The organism is Ruegeria sp. HKCCD8929, from assembly GCF_013031405.1.
Lineage (GTDB): Bacteria > Pseudomonadota > Alphaproteobacteria > Rhodobacterales > Rhodobacteraceae > Ruegeria.
Map to the genome: position 1 here is coordinate 66,201 of NZ_WPZY01000006.1, position 19,707 is coordinate 85,907.

17 protein-coding genes are annotated in these 19,707 nt (G+C 63.0%); 11 read left to right on the forward strand and 6 right to left on the reverse strand.

Annotated features, from left to right (window positions below; all coding sequences use genetic code 11):
- Positions 1-83: 83 nt before the first annotated feature.
- From GOX53_RS11335 to GOX53_RS11345, 3 genes are read right to left on the reverse strand one after another with little or no spacing between them, the layout of a single operon-like run.
- Complete coding sequence (locus tag GOX53_RS11335; protein WP_171176349.1) at positions 84-566, reverse strand: CinA family protein; 483 nt, start codon at positions 564-566, stop codon at positions 84-86.
- A complete protein-coding gene (locus tag GOX53_RS11340; RefSeq protein WP_171176351.1) occupies positions 563-1,060 on the reverse strand; it encodes a phosphatidylglycerophosphatase A in 498 nt (165 codons plus the stop codon). The genes GOX53_RS11335 and GOX53_RS11340 overlap by 4 nt, the downstream gene beginning before the upstream one ends.
- Positions 1,057-2,190, reverse strand: a complete 1,134-nt coding sequence (locus GOX53_RS11345; protein WP_171176353.1) for a bifunctional 2-C-methyl-D-erythritol 4-phosphate cytidylyltransferase/2-C-methyl-D-erythritol 2,4-cyclodiphosphate synthase — start codon at positions 2,188-2,190, stop codon at positions 1,057-1,059. The genes GOX53_RS11340 and GOX53_RS11345 overlap by 4 nt, the downstream gene beginning before the upstream one ends.
- Before the next feature lie 240 nt (positions 2,191-2,430).
- On the opposite strand from GOX53_RS11345, the gene dusB reads away from it, so the two are divergent.
- The 7 genes from dusB (at position 2,431) to GOX53_RS11380 (ending at position 11,479) form a co-directional block, all read left to right on the forward strand.
- On the forward strand, positions 2,431-3,360 hold the full coding sequence (gene dusB, locus GOX53_RS11350; protein WP_217351762.1) for a tRNA dihydrouridine synthase DusB: 930 nt from the start codon (positions 2,431-2,433) through the stop codon (positions 3,358-3,360).
- Positions 3,357-4,439, forward strand: coding sequence for a nitrogen regulation protein NR(II) (locus GOX53_RS11355; RefSeq protein ID WP_171176358.1), 1,083 nt, complete (start codon positions 3,357-3,359; stop codon positions 4,437-4,439). The genes dusB and GOX53_RS11355 overlap by 4 nt, the downstream gene beginning before the upstream one ends.
- Positions 4,439-5,806, forward strand: a complete 1,368-nt coding sequence (locus GOX53_RS11360) for a response regulator (protein WP_171176360.1) — start codon at positions 4,439-4,441, stop codon at positions 5,804-5,806. The genes GOX53_RS11355 and GOX53_RS11360 overlap by 1 nt, the downstream gene beginning before the upstream one ends.
- A 132-nt stretch (positions 5,807-5,938) precedes the next feature.
- Positions 5,939-8,194, forward strand: a complete 2,256-nt coding sequence (locus tag GOX53_RS11365) for a PAS domain-containing sensor histidine kinase (RefSeq protein ID WP_171176731.1) — start codon at positions 5,939-5,941, stop codon at positions 8,192-8,194.
- Complete coding sequence (locus GOX53_RS11370; protein WP_171176362.1) at positions 8,191-9,600, forward strand: sigma-54 dependent transcriptional regulator; 1,410 nt, start codon at positions 8,191-8,193, stop codon at positions 9,598-9,600. Before GOX53_RS11365 ends, GOX53_RS11370 begins: the two co-directional genes overlap by 4 nt.
- A 93-nt stretch (positions 9,601-9,693) precedes the next feature.
- The gene (locus tag GOX53_RS11375; protein WP_171176364.1) at positions 9,694-10,260 is read left to right on the forward strand and encodes a helix-turn-helix domain-containing protein; all 567 of its coding nucleotides are present in this window, start codon (positions 9,694-9,696) and stop codon (positions 10,258-10,260) included.
- A 43-nt stretch (positions 10,261-10,303) separates the two neighbouring features.
- Positions 10,304-11,479 (forward strand): MFS transporter, encoded by a 1,176-nt coding sequence (locus GOX53_RS11380; protein ID WP_171176366.1) that lies wholly within the window; start codon positions 10,304-10,306, stop codon positions 11,477-11,479.
- Positions 11,480-11,527: 48 nt separating this feature from the next.
- On the opposite strand, the gene GOX53_RS11385 is transcribed toward GOX53_RS11380, so the two are convergent.
- On the reverse strand, positions 11,528-11,911 hold the full coding sequence (locus tag GOX53_RS11385) for a hypothetical protein (protein WP_254446539.1): 384 nt from the start codon (positions 11,909-11,911) through the stop codon (positions 11,528-11,530).
- A gap of 193 nt (positions 11,912-12,104) precedes the next feature.
- Between GOX53_RS11385 and trkA the strand changes: the two genes are divergently transcribed.
- The 4 genes from trkA (at position 12,105) to hflX (ending at position 16,664) form a co-directional block, all read left to right on the forward strand.
- The gene (gene trkA / locus GOX53_RS11390; RefSeq protein WP_171176370.1) at positions 12,105-13,481 is read left to right on the forward strand and encodes a Trk system potassium transporter TrkA; all 1,377 of its coding nucleotides are present in this window, start codon (positions 12,105-12,107) and stop codon (positions 13,479-13,481) included.
- A complete protein-coding gene (locus GOX53_RS11395) occupies positions 13,481-15,019 on the forward strand; it encodes a TrkH family potassium uptake protein (protein WP_171176372.1) in 1,539 nt (512 codons plus the stop codon). The genes trkA and GOX53_RS11395 overlap by 1 nt, the downstream gene beginning before the upstream one ends.
- 134 nt (positions 15,020-15,153) lie before the next feature.
- The gene (gene hfq, locus GOX53_RS11400; protein WP_027260655.1) at positions 15,154-15,393 is read left to right on the forward strand and encodes an RNA chaperone Hfq; all 240 of its coding nucleotides are present in this window, start codon (positions 15,154-15,156) and stop codon (positions 15,391-15,393) included.
- Positions 15,393-16,664 carry a GTPase HflX gene (hflX, locus tag GOX53_RS11405; RefSeq protein WP_171176374.1) on the forward strand — a complete coding sequence of 424 codons (1,272 nt, stop codon included), beginning with the start codon at positions 15,393-15,395 and terminating at the stop codon, positions 16,662-16,664. Before hfq ends, hflX begins: the two co-directional genes overlap by 1 nt.
- On the opposite strand, the gene GOX53_RS11410 is transcribed toward hflX, so the two are convergent.
- Both GOX53_RS11410 and GOX53_RS11415 read right to left on the reverse strand, forming a co-directional pair.
- Positions 16,661-17,062: a nuclear transport factor 2 family protein gene (locus GOX53_RS11410; protein ID WP_171176376.1), complete on the reverse strand. Its 402-nt coding sequence runs from the start codon at positions 17,060-17,062 to the stop codon at positions 16,661-16,663. The genes hflX and GOX53_RS11410 overlap by 4 nt on opposite strands.
- Before the next feature lie 127 nt (positions 17,063-17,189).
- Positions 17,190-19,652, reverse strand: a complete 2,463-nt coding sequence (locus GOX53_RS11415; RefSeq protein ID WP_171176378.1) for a penicillin acylase family protein — start codon at positions 19,650-19,652, stop codon at positions 17,190-17,192.
- Between the last annotated feature and the right edge of the window lie 55 nt (positions 19,653-19,707).

A 19,707-nucleotide genomic window follows, 5' to 3' on the forward strand; every position in this document is an offset into this window, starting at 1 on the left:
GAGGCAACCTGCCTCAAACACGCCTGTTTTTGACGCTTTTTGCTCAGTGCTGAATTATTGGGCGGGTTGACGCGGCGGACGCCTTAATTCTGGCCGATGCGCGAAAGGCCGGTGGCGAGCAGGTCAAGTGCGTGATCCCGGGCGGCCAGCCGCACCTTGTCGCGGCCAAGGGCGCCGAACTCGACGGTTTCGGTAAGCGTGATCAGGCCGTCTCCGGCCAGACCGAAACACACCCGCCCCTCGGGCTTGAACTCCGATCCGCCGGGCCCCGCGATGCCGGTGATCGAGACCGTAAGCTGCGCGCCGGAGTGCCGCAGCGCACCCTCGGCCATTTCTTTTGCCACCTCTTCCGACACGGCGCCAACCGCTGCCAGCGTCTCGGCCCGCACGCCCAGCATCTGTTCCTTGGCGGCGTTTGTGTAAGTGACAAAGCCCCGGTCCACGACCGCCGAACTGCCGGGGATATCGGTCAACGCGGCGGCGACCATGCCGCCGGTGCAGCTTTCGGCGGTGGCCACCATAACGTTTAGCGCCTTCGCGCGGTCCAGCAACTCGGTGACACTCATAGGCCTAGCACCCCGTGCGAAATGCCGGCCAGGATCAGGACGCCGATGGCGGCGAAGACCCCGGCGATCACGTCGTCCAGCATCACGCCCAGTGCGTCGCCGCGCCGGTCGGCCCAGCCGACGGGACCGGGTTTGAAGATGTCGAACAGCCGGAACAGCACGAACCCTGCCACCCAGCCGGGCCACAGCGCGGTAACCTCGATCCCGTGCGCCCAGGCAGGGTAGGAAACGGCCCAGATCGCAATGAACTGTCCGGCCACCTCGTCAATGACGATCTCCGACGGGTCGTGATCCTCTTGCCCGGCGGTCATGACTTTGGTGGCCCAGAGCCCGCCGAAAAATACGGCTAGTGTTGCCAAGGCCAGCAGAGGAAACCCTCCTAGCACGTGCAAGCCCCAGGCCAGCGGCAGCGCCGCCGCCGAACCCCAAGTGCCGGGGCCAGGGCGCAGGTATCCCACGCCGCAGACGGTCCCGATCAGCTGCGCGGCCCTCATGCGCGCACCAGACAGGCGGTTGCGAGCGAGGCGATGCCCTCGCCGCGCCCGGTAAAGCCCAGCTTCTCGGAAGTGGTCGCCTTGACCGAGACCTGATCTGCATTCAATCCCATGATCTGCGCCATCTGCCGCCCCATGGCGGCGGCGTGTGGGCCGATCTTGGGATACTCGCAAACCAGCGTGCAGTCGATGTTCGAGATGCGGTATCCCATCTCAGCGGCCAGATCGACGGCATGGCTCAGGAAGATCTCGCTGGCCGCGCCCTTCCACTGCGGGTCCGAGGGCGGGAAATGCTGGCCGATATCGCCCTGCGCCAGCGCGCCATAGATCGCGTCGGTCACTGCGTGCATGCCCACATCCGCGTCGGAATGGCCCTGTAGTCCCCGCTCGTAAGGCACTGACACGCCGCATAAAACCACGTGATCTCCCGGCCCAAACCGGTGCACGTCATAGCCGTTGCCCAGCCTGATATCCATCGCTGTTCCCAATATAATTTCGGCCCGGGCGAAATCCTCGGGCCGTGTTATCTTCAGATTGTCGGCGTCTCCGGGCACGATGGCCACGTCGATCCCGGCTGCCCTTGCCACCTCGACATCATCGGCTGCGGCGCCGGGATGGGCGGCATGGGCGGCCACTATGGCGTTATAGAGAAACCCCTGCGGCGTCTGCGCCGCATAGAGGCCACTGCGGTCGCTGGTGCCGGTGACCTTGCCGCCTTCCCCAGACCAGAGCGCGTCCGTAACCGCCAGACCCGGTGCGGCAGCTTGGTGATCGTCCAGCGCGGCCAGCACGTCCGCGATGATCTGGGCGCTGACACAAGGGCGGGCCACGTCATGGATCAGAACCTTGTCGATGCCAAGATTACCCAGCGCCCTCAATCCATTGCGAACCGAAGTTGCGCGATCCGCGCCGCCTTCGGCAAGGATCAGGCCCGAGGTTTCGAACTCCGCCCACGCCGCGCGGTCCTCCCCACTCAGCACCAGCACGATATGGTCGATCTGTGCCGCATGGAACCGCTCCAACGTCCAGTCCGCCACCCGTCGCCCGGCCAGCGGGCGCCATTGTTTCGGCACACCACCCCCGGCGCGCAAGCCACGCCCGGCGGCGACGATGATGGCGGCTGTGGTCATGAAGGCGAAACTCCGGATTGCTGCGCCCGATGTTTATGGTCTGGCGCAATCGGAGGCAATCGCCTGTGGGGCTCTGCCTAAAAATTAGGCAAATACCCGTGACTGTCCCCTTGAAACGCCACGTTTCATTGTGCAAATCCGGGCCTCTCGCTAGGAATGAGGCAATTGCACAAGGATTAGGCAGACGTGACCTTACGTCTTGGAAATAAAACACTGACCCCGCCCGTGGTTCTGGCCCCCATGGCCGGAATCACCGACCGCCCGTTCCGCGATCTGGTGGCGCGTTTCGGTGCCGGGCTGGTGGTGAGCGAGATGGTGGCCAGTCAGGAGATGGTGCAGGCCAAGCCCGGCGTGCGCGAACGGGCCGAGCTGTCGGCGGATGTGGAAAACACCGCCGTGCAACTCGCCGGGCGTGAAGCGCATTGGATGGCCGAAGCCGCCCGTCGGGTGGCCGACCGTGGCGCCCGGATCATCGACATCAACATGGGCTGCCCGGCGAAGAAGGTGACCAATGGCTATTCCGGCTCGGCTTTGCTTAAGACCCCGGATCACGCGCTGAAACTGATCGACGCGGTGGTGGCCGCCGTCGATGTGCCGGTAACGCTGAAAACCCGGCTGGGTTGGGATGACACGCTGCTCAACGCCGCCGACGTGGCGCGCCGGGCCGAGAGGGCGGGGGTGCAGATGGTCACCATCCACGGGCGCACCCGCTGTCAGTTCTACAAGGGTCGCGCCGACTGGCAGGCGATCCGGGCGGTGAAGGAAACTGTCGGCATTCCTGTCATTGCCAATGGCGATATCGTCAGTCTGGACACGGCCCGGACTGCATTGGAATACTCGGGCGCGGATGGCGTGATGGTTGGGCGCGGCGCGCAGGGGCGGCCCTGGCTGCTGGCCGAAATCGCGCATGCGCTGCACTGCTCACCCGCGCCGGAGATTCCCGAAGGGCAAGCGCTGATCGACATGGTGATCGGGCATTATCAGTCCATGCTGGGCTTTTACGGCGCCGATCTGGGACTTCGCGTCGCCCGCAAGCATCTGGGTTGGTACATGGACGCGGCGGGCACGCCCGCACCGCTGCGGCGCGCCGTTCTGACCTCGCGCGATCCGGCGGAGGTCATCCGTCTGCTGGCGGATGCGCTGACACCAAGAAAAGAACAGGCTGCATGACCCCGGATCAGGCCATATGGGCATCGCTGCCGGTTCCTGCCTTCATCATCGACCCGCAGGACCGGATCGCGGATGTGAACTCGGCGGGCGAGGGGTTTCTAAACGCCTCGCGCAAGGCGGTGCTGGGCCATCCGGTCTGGGATCAGATCGCCGCCGATGCGCCTATCGAAGAAGCCTTTGAGCGCGCGCGTAGCAATGGCACGCCGCTCTTTGTCAACGACGTTGACGTGGGCTCGGGCCAGCGCGCGCCGCTGCAATGTGCGCTGCAGATCGCGCCCTTGCTGGGGCAGCCCGGGTCGATGATCATGATCATCTCGCCACGCGAGTTGGCCGGTCGGATGACCCAGAGCCACACGGTGAAATCGGCGGCGCAATCGGCCATCGGCATGGCCGAGATGCTGGCGCATGAGATCAAGAACCCGCTGGCGGGTATCACCGGAGCAGCGCAGCTTCTGAGTATGAATATCGCGCCGCAAGACATTGAACTTACCGATCTTATCGTCGAGGAGAGCCGCCGGATCGTGAAGTTGCTGGAGCAGGTTGAGCAGTTCGGAAACCTCTCCTTGCCCGACTTCAGACCCGTCAATATCCATGATGTGCTGGATCGTGCCCGGCGCTCGGCGCTGTTGGGCTTTGGCGCACATATGACGATCATCGAGGATTATGACCCGTCGCTGCCGCTGGCCTTTGGTGACCCGGATCAGCTGTTGCAGGTGGTTCTGAACCTGCTCAGAAACGCGTCCGAGGCGGCGGGCGGCGATGGCGGAACCATCCACCTGCGCACCTATTTCGAACATTCCTTCCGCCTGCGCCGCAGCGACGGATCGGGCCATTCGCTGCCGCTGCAGATCGAGATCATCGATGACGGTCCGGGCCTGCCCGAAGACATTAGCGCCGATATCTTCGATCCGTTCGTTTCGGGGCGGGAGAATGGTACCGGGCTGGGGCTGGCGTTGGTCAGCAAGATCGTCTCGGACCATGACGGCTGGATTTCGGTGGACTCGGTGCCGGGCCGCACCGTGTTCCGCCTGTCGCTGCGGCGGGTGCCGCGCGATTACGAGCAAGAGGAGACCACCTGATGGATGGCACTGTTCTGGTTGCCGATGATGACCGCACGATCCGCACTGTGCTGACGCAGGCGCTGACGCGGGCGGGTTGCAAAGTGCATGCCACCAGTTCGCTGACCACGCTGATGCGCTGGGTGGGCGAAGGCAAGGGGGATGTAGTGATCTCGGACGTGGTCATGCCCGACGGCAACGGGCTGGAAATGCTGCCCAAGATCGCCGAGGACCGGCCCGGCCTGCCGGTGATCGTGATTTCTGCCCAGAACACCATCATGACCGCCATTCAGGCCGCCGAGGCCGAGGCCTATGATTACCTACCCAAACCCTTCGATCTGCCGGATCTGATGAAGCGCACCGCGCGGGCGCTGGAACAAAAACGCCGCGCGCCTTCCGATCCCCGCGCCGACGGCGGTGAACGGCCCGATGAGCTGCCTCTGGTGGGGCGGACCCCAGCGATGCAGGCGCTTTATCGGCTTGTGGCGCGGGTGATGAACACCGATCTGCCGGTGATGATCTCGGGCGAAAGCGGTACTGGCAAGTCGCTGATCGCGCGCGCCATCCACGATTTCTCGGACAGGCGTACCTTGCCCTTCGTCACGGTGACGGCGGCGGATTTGCAAGATCTTGAGGGACCGGTTCGAGTGCTGGCCCGGGTCAGGGGCGGCACGCTGCTGATCGATGAGATCGCCAATGTCGAAGATGAGATTCAGGCGCGCATCGTGCGGATGATGGACGCGCCGGGCGATCACGTGCCGCGGTTCATGGCCACCAGCCAGACCGACCTGGCGGCGGCGATGGAGAAAGGGAAGGTGCGGCAGGACCTCTACTACCGTCTCAGTGGCGCCGTCGTGCAGGTGCCCGCGCTGCGGGAACGGGTGGACGACATCCCGCTGCTGGCCGATCACTTCCTGGCGCGGGCCGAGCATGACGGGGCGCCGAAGCGCTGGCTGAGCGCCGAGGCGGTCGAACTCATTCGCCGCTATTCCTGGCCCGGCAATGTGCGGCAACTGGAAAACGCGGTGCGCCGCCTCGGCCTGACCAGCCGCGCGGATGAGATCACCCGGGCCGAGGTCGAAACCGTGCTGGGCAGCCAGCCCGAGGTCGAGCCGGTTTTGGGCGGGGGCGATACCGAAAAGCTCTCGGCCTCGGTCGAACGGCATTTACGGCGCTATTTTGACCTTCACGGCAACATGCTGCCTCCACCGGGCCTGTATCAACGCATCCTGCGCGAAGTCGAGGCGCCGTTGATCGAAATCGCGCTCGATGCGACCGGTGGCAATCAGGCGAAATGTGCCGATTTGCTGGGGATCAACCGGAATACGCTGCGTAAAAAAATCACCGATCTCGATATTCAGGTGACACGCCGCCGAAAACTGATGTAATATCGCCACACAAACCGTGGCATCCGGGTGCCATCCCGGCAAGGACCACGACATATGGCGGTAAGTCGCTTCGGCGGCACATCAGAATGAGGGCAGCAGGTGGCAACCCGGTCACAGCACGGGCCGATCGCGATGGTCAGCCGGTGGCGCAAAACCCGAAAAGCCCGTAATATCGGGACTTTGGGACTGGTTCTTCTGGGGCCTGTTCTGGCGCTGGCCACTTATCTTGTCATTGGTCCTTTCGATCTGGGCACTTCGGCCCCGACCCTTCGCCTTGTATTGCTGGCCGACCTTGTCTATGTGCTGGTGCTTGCCGCTTTGGTGCTGGCCCAAATGGGCCGCCTGATTGCAGCGAGGCGGGCCAAATCAGCGGGTTCCCGCCTGCATTTGCGCCTGATCGGCGTATTTACCTTCCTCGCTCTGGTGCCGACCGTCACGGTGGCGATCTTCGCTGGCCTGACGGTGAATATCGGGCTTGAAGGCTGGTTCTCGGACCGGGTGCGGCAGGTGGTTGGCTCGTCGCTCTCGGCGGCCGAGGCATATGAGCGCGAACACCGGCAGGGGCTGGGGCAGGATGCCACCGTTCTGGGGCGGTTCCTCGACAAGGCCCGGTCGCTGAATTTCTACGTCACCGATGCGGAACTGCGCGAGATTCTGGCGCAGGGACAGGCACAGATCCAGCGCGGCCTGCGCGAGGCTTATGTGATCGACGGCACCGGTGAGATCCGTGCGCGGGGCGACCGCTCGTACCTGTTCGACTTCGAACAACCAGAGATCGAACAGATTGCCGAGGCCGAAGACAAGGGCCTGCTGATCATCGAGGATTGGAGCAACAACGAGTTTCGCGCGATCGTGCCGCTGCAGGCCTATCTGGACCGCTACCTGTATGTCAGCCGCGAGGTGGACGGCAATATCCTGAACCTGCTCGACGATACCAAGGAGACCGCGCGGTTCTACCAGCAATTGGAGAGCGAGCGGGGCCGGGTCCTGTTCGAGTTTGGTCTGCTTTACCTGGGCTTTGCCGTGATCATGATCCTGGCGGCGGTGTCGCTGGGCATGTGGTTTGCCGAACGGCTGTCGCGCCCCGTGGGCCGTCTGACCACGGCGGCGCAGCGCGTCGGTGGCGGCGATCTGAGCGTGCAGGTAGTGGAAGAGGACAGCGACGACGAGATCGCCATGCTGGGCCGCTATTTCAACCAGATGACCCGGCAGCTCAAAGGGCAGCGCGACGCTCTGCTGGTGAACACCCGGCATATTGAGCGCCGCCGCAGACTGTTCGATTCCGTGCTGAGTTCGGTAACCTCGGGTGTTGTGGGTCTGGATCCCGAGGGACGGGTGACCTTCGTCAACCGCTCGGCGCAACGTCTGCTGGGCTGGACCGGAGAGGAGCAGCACAACCTGGCGCTGGCTATCGCGGTGCCCGAGTTCCAGCCCCTCTTCAAGGAACTCAAGGATGGTGCGCAGGAAACCGTGCAGGGCGCGCTCAAGGTCACCCGCAAGGGCCAATTGGAAAACCTGCTGGTACGCATGGCCACACGGCGAGGCGAAGATGGCGGGCTTGAGGGGTATGTGGTGGCCTTTGACGATGTCACCGATCTGGTCAGTGCCCAGCGGATGGCGGCCTGGGGCGACGTGGCCCGCCGCATCGCGCATGAGATCAAGAACCCGCTCACCCCCATTCAACTCAGTGCCGAACGGATCAAGCGCAAGTTCTCTCGCAAGTTGGACGAGGCTGATTGCGACAGCCTGGAATCGATGACCGATGTGATCGTGCGCCAAACCAATGACCTGAGGCGGATCGTGGACGAGTTCTCGAAATTTGCCCGCATGCCAGAACCCGAGCGGCGTCAGGAAGACATTGTCGAACTGGTACGCGAGGCGGTGCTGTTGCAGCAGTCCGGTCAGCCAGATGTGCGGATTGAAGCGGAGTTGCCCGAGGATCCGGCACTGGCCGATGTTGACGCCACGATGCTGAGCCAGGCGCTTACCAACCTGATCAAGAACGCAGGTGAAGCCATTGAGACGCTGAAGAAAAAAGGCGCACCCGACAATCTCTCGCCACAGATTTACGTCCGGCTGTCACATGAGGCGAACGGCACCTGTATTACCATTGCCGACAATGGCATCGGCCTGCCCGAAGACCGGGCACGGCTGTTCGAGCCATATGTCACCACCCGCGACGAGGGCACCGGCCTTGGCCTGCCCATCGTCAAGAAAATCATCGAGGAACATGGCGGCACTCTCACGCTTGAGGACGCGCCGGTATTCGACGGACAGGACCATTTCGGCGCGATGGCCGTGATCCGTTTGCCGGGGGCTGAAACCGCCCCTGCGGAAGCGCCGCCAAAGCAGGCGATTACAACCAAAGTGAAAGCAGGCCAATCATGAGTGACATTCTGATCGTAGATGACGAACGCGATATTCGCGAACTGGTTTCCGATATTCTGGAGGATGAAGGCTATTCCACCCGGCTGGCGGGCAATTCCGACGATTGCATGGCCGAGATCAATTCCGAGGCGCCGGGGCTGCTGATCCTCGATATCTGGCTCAAGGACAGCCGGATGGACGGCATCGATATCCTCAAGGCCGTCAAACGCGACAACCCGGATGTGCCGGTGGTGATCATTTCCGGCCACGGCAATATCGAGATCGCGGTGGCTGCGATCAAGCAGGGGGCCTATGACTTCATCGAAAAGCCCTTCAACATCGACCAGCTTATGGTGGTGATCCGCCGCGCCATGGAAACCTCGCGCCTGCGCCGCGAGAACGCCGCGCTGAAACGGCGCGAAGTGAGTTGTTCAGACATGATCGGAAAATCGGCGGCGTTCCGGTCAATGCTGGGCCAGCTTGACAAGGTCACAAAGTCGAACGGTCGGGTGATGCTGCGCGGACCCGCTGGGTCGGGCAAAGAGATTGCCGCGCGCTATATCCATGCCCATTCGAACCGCGCCAACGGCCCCTTTGTCACCGTGAACTGCGCGGGGATGGAACCGGAGCGGATGGAAGAGGTGCTGTTTGGTCGTGAGACGCCGGAACGCGGCATCGAATCCGGCCTGCTGGAAGAGGCCCATGGCGGCGTGATCTATTTCGACGAGGTCGCGGATATGCCGCTGGGTACCCAGTCCAAGATCCTGCGCGTGCTGGTCGATCAGCAGTTCCAACGGGTCGGTGGGTCTGACAAGGTGCGTGTCGATTTGCGGGTGATCTCGTCCACCAACAAGGATCTCGAGGCCGAGATTCAGGCGGACCGGTTCCGCGAGGAACTTTATCACCGGTTGAACGTGGTGCCGATTGCGGTGCCTTCGCTGGAGGAGCGGCGCGAGGATATTCCGGTGCTGGCCCAGCATTTCATCGAGATGTGCAACGAGAGTCAGGGCCTGCCGGTGCGTGAGCTGAGCGATGAGGCGGTGGCGCTGATGCAGACCATGGTCTGGCCGGGCAATGTGCGTCAGCTCAAGAACCTGGTCGAGCGGGTGCTGATCCTGGGCGACAGCGCGGGTCCCATCGAGGCGAAAGAACTGCCCAACGACGAGGACAAGGCCGAGGAAGAGGGCCGGGTGGTTCTGTCCGGAGCGCTGGCGACGTTGCCGTTGCGCGAGGCGCGTGAGGCGTTTGAGCGGGAATATTTGCTGACCCAGATCAACCGGTTCGGCGGCAATATCAGCCGAACGGCCAGCTTTGTTGGCATGGAGCGCAGCGCGCTGCACCGCAAGCTAAAATCGCTGGGGGTCGTGACCTCGAACAAATCCGGTGCCCGGGTGGCGCATGTGGACGAGCCGGAACCGGCGGAATAGCTCCTTGTGACGCTTCGCCGAAATGACCTGCCGGGCATGCCGGGAACGGCGGATATTGTGCATGTTCCCATTGCGATGTGGTAGAGTTGCGGCATGGAACTGAAACAGGTTCACGGCTATCCGGCGTTTGGCAAACGGCTTCGGCGGTTGCGCCGGTCCGTCGGCCTCAAGCAGTCGGCTTTGGCCGATCTTCTGGGTGTCGATCAGACAACGGTCTCCAGATGGGAAAACGGCGTTCAAAGGCCCGCCCCCGATCTTCAGAGATCGGTTTTCAAGACCCTTGCCCCTGTTAGTCCAAACGATTCCGCGCTCAAGCGTCTGGTTGTGAACTCCACCGAGTGCATTCATCTGGTCGAGGAGGCCAGTCATATCTGCCTTGCTTATTCGGCCAGCCGCGCAAGGGATTGGAACACAAGCCAAAATGCATTGCTCGGCGTGTCCCTCTGGCAATTTGCAACGGACGAAATCCGCCAGGCGGAGGCGGAGTTGAAGGATGAGGGTTGGTGGGATCAGCAAATGCCCAGGCCAAAGGCGTTCCTGACCTCCGAGGCGGTTCACGACCGAATTCGGATCAGCGCGGGTGAGATCATCTGGGAGCGGCTGTACCTTGCGGACGGCACACCTGTGCGACTGGTTAGCGGTACCCGGGTCAGCGCATAATTTATGCGTTCTTGAGCCGCCTCCGCCAGGCTAATCTGGGCTTATGTCCCAACCCGTTCGCACCGTTTTCCTGGTCTTGCTGCTTTGGTTCGCAGGTCTCGGCGCCGCAACCCAGTTCGCGAAGATCGCCGTTCCGTTTGCCGAGGTCGGGTGGCTTTACCCCGGCAATGCGGACGCGCTTGGCTGGCTACTGTCGATCATCAGTCTGACCGGCGCGATTTTGGGAACCCTCTCGGGCGCGATTGCAAGCCGGGTGGGGCCGGTGAGGCTTCTGCTGACTGGTCTTGTTCTTGGAGGGGCCATTTCTCTTTGGCAGGCGACCCTTCCCGGTTTTCCCATGATGCTGGTGAGCCGCGTGATTGAAGGCCTATCCCATCTTGCCATTGTTGTGGCCGCTCCGACCTTGATGTCACAGATTACCCAGGGCAGGGGCCGTAACATCGCGATGGTACTCTGGAGCACGTTCTTTGGCGTGGCGTTCGCCCTGAACGCCTGGTTCGGATTGCCCGTCATCGGGGCGCTGGGATTGCCGGCCTATTTTGCGCTCCATGGCGTCTTGATGCTGCTGATCGCAGGCGTGCTGGCCGCGTGCCGGCTCAACATCTCTTTCGATACCTCGGCCGCGCGCGTGTTCGGACTGGACGTGTTCATCGACGTCCATCGCCGGACCTACAGATCTCCGTTCATTGCGGCCCCGGCCATCGGGTGGCTGTTTTACACGCTGACTTTTGTCTCATTGCTGGCGATCCTGCCCGACAGGCTGCCCGAGGACATACGCGGCCTCATCGCGGGCATCATGCCGTTGGCGGGCATCATTGTGTCGTGGCTGGCCGTGCCGCTGTTGTTGAGCGTCACCACGGGTATCACCATCGTCAGTCTTGGATTTGGCATGAGCATAGTGACGATCGGATTGCTCCCGTTGGGCATGCCGTTACCCATTGTGTGTGTCGCCCTTTTCTCGGCTTTGGGACTGGTGCAGGGGGGAAGTTTTGCGGCGGTTCCCGAGCTTAACCCCACGCCCGAGGCGCAGGCGTTGAGCTATGGCGCGATGGCCCAGATGGGCAACACCGGCAACCTTCTTGGAACACCGATCCTGCTGGCGGTATTGTGGCGCACTGGCGAGGCCGGAATGTTTGGTTTCGTGGTTTTGGTCTATCTCGCCGCCATTGCAGCGCATGTTTGGTTAGGCCGCAGGCGGAGGTTCGAAACCGCGCAGTAGCGGTCAAAAGTGCCCTCAGAAACCTTGGATGCTTGTAACCCCTGATCGCTAACCAGCCTGCGCCGGTGTGATGATCTGAAACGACCCATCGTCGAATTTGACGAAACACGAGTTGCCTGCAAGCGCTGGCAGCCGGGTGGTGCGTCGGGCCGTGACCTGTGATTTCACGTTCTGACGGCAGGGCGGCAGGCTGACCGGGCGAAAGCCCTTTTGGGCCATGCACTGTGCCTCGACCCGCTTTCGCAACCCGGCGTTTGCATCGACCGAATAAACTCGGCCCGGTTCCCACCAACCCGGTCTCGTGTAACACTGACCGGGTCCGTGGCAGTAGGTGCGTGGGGGATAATAAATCGGCGGGCTCTGGCGTATCTGAGTGGCCACCGGCGCATCCTTCAGCGCCTTCACCTGACATTGAGTGGTTTCGGTTTGCATGCGCGACACCGACTCTCCCTCGCGATAGTAAATTGAGAGGGGCGCGCAGGCGGACAGGCAGAACGCCAAGGCACTCATACGTAATGCGGTTTTCATTCTGCCAGCTTGCCTCAGCGATGTCCGGTTGACAATTGAATTGACCGGCTGGGGGGCATCTGTCATTCAAAACCCTCAGGGCAGAAAGGCCAGAGGCATGAAGGTCATCATTTGCGGCGCCGGGCAGGTGGGTTGGCAGATCGCGCGGCACCTGTCGGGCGAGTTGAACGATGTGACGGTGGTGGACAACAACCCGGACCTGGTCCGGCGCGCGACCGAGACGCTGGACGTGCAGGGGATCGCGGGTTTTGCCAGCTACCCGGACGTGCTGGAACGGGCCGGTGCAAACGACGCGGACATGATCATCGCCGCCACCCATTCTGACGAGGTGAACATGGTCACCTGTCAGATGGCGCATTCGGTGTTCTCGATCCAGCGCAAGATCGCGCGGCTGCGCGCAAAATCCTACCTGGAAGCGATCCATTCCGACCTCTACCGCCGCGACCACCTGCCCATCGACGTAGTGATCAGCCCCGAGCGCGAGGTTGCCGCCGCCGCCATGCGCCGCCTGTCGGCGCCTGCCGCCTTTGACACCGAAGTGTTCATGGAAGGCCGGGCGCAGCTGCTGGGTATCCGCGTGCAGGAGGATTGCCCGATCGTGAACACGCCCCTGCGGCAGCTCACCGATCTGTTCTCGACCCTCAGCTCCATCGTGGTGGGAGTCCGGCGCGAGGGGACGCTGTTTGCGCCCGAGCCGGGGGATCAGCTGTTTGTCGGCGACGAATGCTATGTCTTTGCCAATGTCGAAGATGTGGACCGCACGATGGAGGTCTTCGGCAAAACCCAGAAAAAGCAGGACCGCGTGGTCGTCGTGGGCGGCGGTAATGTGGGGCTTGAGGTCGCAAAGACGCTGGAAGAGCGAGAAGGGCGTATTCGCGCCAAGATCATCGAACGGGACCGGCGCTGTGCCGAACGCGCTGCCGAGGCGCTGGAGCGGACCATCGTGCTGAACGGCGACGGGCTGGATTCCTCGCTGCTGAACGAGGCCGGGATCGACCGCGCGGATGCGATGCTGGCGGTGACCGATGACGACAAGACCAACATGCTCGCCGCCGTGCGCGCCAAATCCGAGGGCTGTCCGCTGGCCATTGCCCTGATCAACGATCCCACCATGGTACCGCTGATGGGGCCGCTGGGCATCGACGCCTATATCAACCCGCGCGCCACCACCGTCAGCTCGATCCTGCGCCATATCCGTCACGGGCGGGTTCGGCAGGTCTACTCCATCGGCGATGCCGAGGCCGAGGTGATCGAGGCCGAGGTACTGTCGACCTCGCCGATGGCCGGGCAGAAACTGCGCGACATCGATTTTCCCGAAGGCGTACTGGTCGGTGCCGTGCGCAAGGGCGATGAGGTGCTGCGCCCAACGGGCAGCTTGCGGATCGAGGAAAAGGACGTGGTGGCGATCTTTGCCATGGCCGATGACGTGCCCGAGGTCGAGCGGCTCATGCAGGTTTCGATCGACTTCTTCTGATGGCGCGGCAGGCTGGACAGCAGATCGGACCGTTGCGGCGCCTGCCGCTGTTTCTGCTGCTCTGGGGGATCGCGTCCATCGTTATGTGGGTGCCTGCGGGCTATGCGCTGGCGCTGGACGATCATGCGACCTCGCGGTCGTTCTTCTATTCCGGCATCGTCGGGCTGACCATCGTCACCATGATCGCGCTGGCGATGCAGAACCGGTTTCCGAAACGCGGCACATTGGGGCAACTGGCGGCGCTGATGGCAGCCTATTCGGTCTTGCCGGCCTTTCTGGCGATCCCGTTTCACGATGCGCTGGGAACCACCAGTTTTCTCAACGCCTATTTTGACATGGTCAGCGCCATCACCACCACCGGCGCCGACATGTTCCCGGACCCCGAGCGCCTGTCGGCGCCGCTGCATCTGTGGCGCGCGCAGGTGGGCTGGATGGGCGGTCTGCTGATGTGGATTGCAGCCTCGGCGATTCTGGCGCCGCTATCGCTGGGCGGGTTCGAAGTGACCGCGAAGGGCGAGCCGGGCCGGGCGGTCTCGGGCGCCGCGCAGAGTGAAAAAGCCGACCCGCGCGGACGGCTTTTGCGCATCACCCGCACTCTGGCCCCGATCTATGCGGCTCTGACCGGGGTGATCTGGATACTCCTGCTGATGGCGGGTGAGCAGGGCCTGACCGCCATCTGCCACGCGATGTCGGTGATGGCGACCTCGGGCATCTCTCCGGTGGGAGGAATGGAGGGGTCGACCGCCGGGGCCACCGGCGAGGCGATCTTGTTCCTGTTCCTGTTCTTTGCGCTCTCGCGCCTGACCTTCTCCTCGGACACGGTCACCAGCGGCTATGCGCGGCTCGACCGGGACCCCGAGTTTCGCATCGGCCTGATGATCGTTTTCGCCCTGCCGCTGATGCTGCTTTTGCGCAACTGGGGTGCTGCGCTGGATGTCGGGTCGGATGTGACGGCTGAGCAGGGGCTGCGCTCGCTTTGGGGCGGTATCTTTACGGTTCTGTCCTTTCTGACCACCACCGGGTTCGAAAGCGCCAATTGGGGCGAGGCGCGGCAATGGTCTGGGCTGGGCACGCCGGGTCTGATCCTGATGGGATTGGCGGTGATTGGAGGCGGCGTGGCGACCACCGCTGGGGGGGTTAAGCTGTTGCGGGTCTTTGCGCTCTACCTCAATGGCCTGCGCGAGATGGAGCGGCTGATCCACCCCTCGTCGATCAGCGGTCAGGGCGTTGGCAACCGCCGCATCCAGCGTGACGGGGCGTTTATTGCCTGGGTGTTCTTCATGCTCTTTGCCTTGTCGCTGGCCGCCATCAGCGTGACCCTCGCCGCGCTCGGTTCGGGCTTTGAACAGGCGCTGGTTCTCAGCATCGCGACGCTCACCACCACCGGTCCGCTCATTGACAGTGCAACCGATCTTTCTATCCGGTTGACCGATCTGGATGGCGGGGCGAAGGCGGTGTTGTGTGCGGCAATGGTGATCGGTCGGCTGGAAACGCTTGCCATCATCGCGCTGATCACTCCGACCCTGTGGCGCGGTTGACCCACTCTGGTTAACGTAGCGTCAGCGTAACGCTTTTTTCGTCTGGCATATCCGTTCGCGCCACTCCATACTCCACCGGAGGGAGCGCGTTGGTCCGCAGCGCGTAGCAAGAACAACGGCGAGATTATAACAATATGGCTTCGGACAGACAGAATCTTCAGGACGCGTTCCTGAATCATGTACGGAAGACTAAGGTTCCGGTAACGATTTTCCTGATCAACGGCGTGAAGTTGCAAGGTGTGATCACCTGGTTCGACAATTTCTGTGTGCTCCTGCGCCGCGACGGACAGTCGCAGCTGGTGTATAAGCACGCGATCTCGACCATCATGCCGGCTCAGCCGATCAGCCTATATGAGGGCGAAGACGCCACTTGATGGAACATGACAGGGTGCGCACCCGGGCCTGGGTGCTGCATCCCGAGATAAGATCAGATGACGAGCGCCGCGTTCCCGGACCGGCGCTCGAAGAAGCCGTGGCATTGGCTGCGGCGCTACCCGATCTTGAGGTGACTGGGTCGGAAATTGTGCGCTTGCAACGGGCGCAGCCGGGACTTTTGTTCGGCAGCGGCAAGATCGAGGAATTGGGCGCGCGGTTCCGCGAAGCCGATGTCGAACTGGTGCTGATCGACGGGCCGGTGACCCCGGTGCAGCAGCGCAATCTGGAAAAGGCGTGGAAGGTCAAGATTCTCGACCGAACCGGGTTGATCCTCGAGATCTTCTCGGACCGTGCCCGCACCCGCGAGGGTGTGTTGCAGGTCGAGATGGCCGCGCTGAGTTATCAGCGCACGAGGCTTGTCCGCGCCTGGACCCATCTGGAACGTCAGCGCGGCGGGTTGGGGTTTGTCGGCGGTCCGGGCGAAACCCAGATCGAGGCCGACCGCCGCGCCATCGATGACCAACTCGTCCGCCTGCGCCGTCAGTTGCAGAAGGTGATCAAGACGCGCGAGCTGCACCGCAAGGCGCGTGCAAAGGTGCCTTATCCGATCGTGGCGCTGGTGGGCTATACGAACGCTGGCAAATCGACCTTGTTCAATCGGCTGACCGGAGCCGAGGTGATGGCCAAGGACATGCTCTTTGCCACGCTCGATCCGACCATGCGGCGGGTGGAGCTACCGGACGGCCCCAAAGTAATTCTGTCCGACACGGTGGGCTTCATCTCGAACCTGCCGACCGAATTGGTGGCCGCGTTCCGCGCCACGCTGGAAGAGGTTCTGGGCGCCGATCTGATCGTACATGTGCGTGATATCAGCCATGAGGAAACCGAGGCACAGGCGCAGGATGTTGAGACGATCCTCACTTCGCTGGGGGTCGATGAGGATCGCGCCCGGCTTGAGGTCTGGAACAAGATCGACCAACTTGACAGTGACGAGCGCGCCGCCATCGACGCCCGCGCCGGGCGCGATCCGGCGATCCATGCAATTTCGGCAGTGACGGGCGAAGGCCTGGACGCGCTATTGGCGGCGATTGCCGAGAAATTGCAGGGCGTGCGGCACCAGAGCGTGCTGCAACTCGGGTTTTCCGACGGCCGCCGCCGCGCGTGGCTGTTCCGTCAGGATGTTGTGAAGAGCGAAGAGCAGACCGAGCAAGGGTTCGAAATCACCGTTCTGTGGACCGCAAGGCAAGAGGCGAAATTCGCGGCGCTTTAACCTGCGGGCCGGTCAATCTGGCGCTGATACTCCGCCGGGTCGAACCAGATCCGGGATGACAGCACCTTGTAGTCGGGGCCCAGTTCCCACTCTTCCCACCCCCGCATGACCACGTGATTTTTGGTTTCGCTGTGGTGACCCTCGAAGGTCCAGACAAAGATCGCATGATCTCCGGCCTTGCGCATCATGTCACAGCTCATGTCGAGATCGGGAAAGGTGGCATGAAGGTCGCGCGCAAGTTCGGCAACCGCGGCGTGGCCGGTCTGCGCCTCACCGTGATTGACGGCAATCTGGCCGTCGCGGGTGTAAAAACCGGCAACCTCTTGCGGGTTGCCGGAACACCAGGCCAAGGCATAGTCGCGGGCCAGATTGTGCAGAATGTCTTGATCGCTGGCCATGAGGCCCCCTCCGTGCGGTGTGTCGGCACATGCCAAGAATATGCCACATCGGGGCGCAGCGTCCACAATCGCGCGGCGCGTGCGCGGTAACACGCGCGTCGCGCGAGGTGTGTCGGAGGAGTGAGGTCTAGCGGGGAACGAGTTGTGTAACGCCGACCGCCGCCGCCCGGGCCAGTTCCATGTCCAGCGACATCGGGATGTACTCGCCGCGCCGCCAGAGCTGGGCCATATCGTCATAGTAGCGCGACAGAAAATGCCCCGATTGACCGGTCGACGTGATGAACAGTGAACTGTCCGGGTCGGCGAAATCATACACCCCACGATAGCCTGCGCCGTGCACGTTCTGGAACGGGTCCGGGGCCTCACCAGAGGTGCGGCCGCGCAGCAGGGTGTTGTCGCCGCCGCTTGTCGACTGGCGGATGTTCACGAAAAAGCGCAGCACCGGCACCTCGCCCAGAACCGGGTGATCGTGGGTCGCCTGATGTGCATCCCCCCAGCGCAGCGATTCCAGCGCGGTGCCGTAACGCTCGGCGATCCAGATCAGCGCGTCGTCCAGCGCCAGCCGGGCCATGTCGGTGCAGGTCTCGGCAGGCGCGCTCTGACGCACGTCGCACCAGACCGAGGCGCCGTCGATGTCGCGATAGACCCGCTCGATGAACAAAGGCTCGACATGTTTGAATTCGCTGGCCAGCGGCCCCAACTCATCCGCGATCAGCCGCTTTTGCAGGGCGCGCAACCAGGCGGCGTAGAGTAGCGGTTCGGGCAGATGTTCGTTCATCTCGCCGTTCCACTCGGCCAACAGGCTTAGTGCGATCTGACGCTGGCGCTCGGGCGTGCCCTCGGGCGCGGCCTCGCCGGTGAACCACAGATCCGCGCCGATCAGCGGCAGCAGCGAGCGGGCGGTGAAACTCACCGGGTCGAGCTGCGCCTCGATGAAACTGTCGCGGGTATGCACCTCGCGCGACTGCATCAGTTTCTCCCACCGCTGCACCCGCTGGGTGTCGCCCCAGGCGTATGAGACATGGTTGGGGAAAGGACGGTCGACGGTCTTGTTGTTGGTATTTCCCAACAACCCACCAACCGGAGAGACGAAGGCCGGGTTGGCCGCATAAGACGCGCGACCTTGCCATCGGTTCTCGGCCCGCCAGCCCTGACTGGGCAGGCGTCCCTTGCTCTGATGCCGGGGATCGCGTTTGGGCATGGCGCCGATGGTTTTCATCGCGATGGTCTCGCGGTCGGCCAACGACAGGTTTTGCGATGGTCCGATGTAGTCCTCGGCGGCCCGGATCGCGCTGCGCACGTCATCGGCCCTCATCAGCGCCATCGACGCGGTCATCGAGGTGTCGCGCGGGCTGAGCATGGTCCAGGACAGCGCGACCACATGGCCCGGTGGGGTGATGGTGTCGAGGCTGTAGTGACTGCCGGGCAGCACCGGCCCGTTCTCGGTCCAGCGTAGGGTCAGAGTGATCGGCGGGGCGTCGTTGATCTCAATGATCGAAGGGCGGGTTTCGAACCGCTTGTAGCCGTCCGGGGTCAGGTATTCCTCGGGGTTTTCAGGGTTGAGCCGCTCGATATAGAGGTCCTGATCGTCCATGTAAGATGAGGTCAGGCCCCAGCCCAGCCGGTCGCTGCGCCCGACCATGATGGCGGGCACACCGGGGATCGAGCCGCCGATGACGCCACCCTTGGCCAACTCCAGCCGTGCCAGATACCAGATTGCCGGGGCGGTAAAGCCCAGATGCGGGTCGTTGGCCAAGAGCGTACCGCCACTGGCCGAGCGCGAGGGCGCAGCGCTCCAGGCGTTCGAAGCCCCGGCCAGTCCGCGCCGGGGAAGGGGCGAGAGGGGCGTGTCGGGCCTCGGCTGGCTGGCGGCATAGCGCGGCAGGTCCGGGAACAGCACGGCATATTCCGGCAGCGCGGCGGTGCCCGCGCCGGGCACATCGGGCAGGATGTCCATCAGCCGTTCCGGATCGTCGAGCATCAGCGAGGTTCGGGCGCGCAGAACCTCTTCCTCAAGATGGCCCGACAGTTGCAAACCCATCAGTTTGATGATGGCCAGACTGTCGCCGGGTTGCCAGGGCGCGACGGGAGTGTTGAACAGGAACATCTCGGGCGCGCCGCGACCCAGTGCCTTTTCGTTGATCTCGGCAAGCCGGGCATTGACGCCGGCGGCGTAGGCCTTGAGCGCGGCCTTGGTGTAGTCGTCCTGCACCTCGACCGATTGCAGGGCAAGGCGATAGAGGTCGAGCCGCCGCAGCAGCTTGTCGATCCGCACGGTGCGCTCACCAAAGATCTCGGACAGGCGGCCCTGCACGGTGCGGCGCAGCATGTTCATCTGCCATAGCCGGTCCTGCGCATGGGCATAGCCCAGACCAAAGAATACGTCCGGGTCACTTTCGCCGAAGATATGGGGGACGTTGGCATTGTCGCGCACGATTTCGACCGGAGTAGTGAGGCCGCGAACTTCGACCCGCTGATTGTAGTCGGGCAGCGACTGGCTGGCGAGGAAATAGACCAGCAGCACACCCGCAACAACAAGCATCACGAGGCCGACGGCAATGCGCATTAGCCAGCGAAAAAGAAGACCCATCAACGCCCCGTTTTGTTCTTATGGCTGAAAGATGTGCGCAATTTAGTTGAAGCAG